This is a genomic window from Nonomuraea basaltis (assembly GCF_005893125.1).
Taxonomy (GTDB): Bacteria; Actinomycetota; Actinomycetes; order Streptosporangiales; family Streptosporangiaceae; genus Nonomuraea; species Nonomuraea basaltis.
Map to the genome: position 1 here is coordinate 1 of NZ_VCJS01000576.1, position 1138 is coordinate 1138.

Consider the following 1138-nt stretch of genomic DNA (forward strand, 5'->3'; position numbering starts at 1 on the left):
ACCGCGAACGCGATCATGGGGACGGTGGGTGGGTTCCTGTCGTTCCCCGTCAAGTCTGCGTGTTGAAGTTCTTGTCCGGGGTCGAGGAACGCGAGGACAGCCATGGACGGTGAGAGGATCAGGTGCGGATGGTCGCCGCGTCCTCAACCGCGTAGCAGTTCCTCCCGCCTGGCCAGCAGTCGCGCTCGTTCTTTGGACAGTTCGGTGTCGCGGTGCCGCAGGTGCGTCCCCACGTCCTGGACCCATCGGGCCGTCCGCTCGACCTCGGCGCGGGTGTTCTCGATGCGCTGATGCTTCATCACATCGGTGATGATGTTGTCGAAGAATGTGTCGACGAACCATCGCGTGTCCACTTTGGGCAGGCGGGCACGCGCGGCGACGCCGACGTCGGCGAGTTCGCGAGAGAAGACGTCCAGGGCCCGCTGGGCGTGCCAGGCGGCCTCATCGGCGGAGCGCAGCCGGTTGTGCTCGACGGCGTCGGCGATCAGGCCGCCGCCCAAGAGGTCCCAGGTGGAGGCGCCCTTGGCCGAGCCGAGGTAGCCGAGCACCTGGGCCAGCGCGTTGAGTGCAGCCTGCCCGGCCTGGTACGCCTCCGAGTGTTCGCGCAGCTCCGCCGGGACGCGGTCGAGGGCGGCGCCGAGGTCCGTCAGCTCACTGGCGCGGGCATCACCGCGGGCGAGGAGCTGCCGCTCCTTCTCGGCCAGCAGCTTCTCGTACTCCTCCGGGGCCGCCGCGAGTCCCGCCAGCTCGGCCTCGATCGCTCGCGCGTCCGCCTCTATCTGGGCCAGCCGGGCCCGGTGGCCATCGAGTCGCTGCCTGGCGGCGGCGGCCTCGGCACGCTCGCGGTCCAGCAGCTCCTCGCGCTGGCTCACCAGGCGGGCCAGGAAAGCGGTCAGCCCGCCTTCCAGGCGGGTGACGCCGGCCTCCTCCTTGGACAGGTCCTTCTCCAGGCCGGTCAGGGTGTGGTGGGCCTGCTGGATCTGCTCAGCGGTGGCCGCGTGCCGGCGCCGCAGGTGGCCGGCCCGGTGCCTTCGGGCGGCCGCCGCGCGCAGCCGCTCGTCGAGATCTGAAGAGCTCGTCACACTTCGGATGACGAACGAACAACCCCAGACGTTCCAGCCAGGCGGTCACGAGCTCG

Annotated in this window: 1 protein-coding gene; it reads right to left on the reverse strand. The window is 70.4% G+C overall.

The window, feature by feature from the left end:
* Window positions 1-143 precede the first annotated feature (143 nt).
* Window positions 144-1082, reverse strand: a complete 939-nt coding sequence (locus EJK15_RS69460) for a hypothetical protein (protein WP_138720950.1) — start codon at window positions 1080-1082, stop codon at window positions 144-146.
* Window positions 1083-1138: the final 56 nt, after the last annotated feature.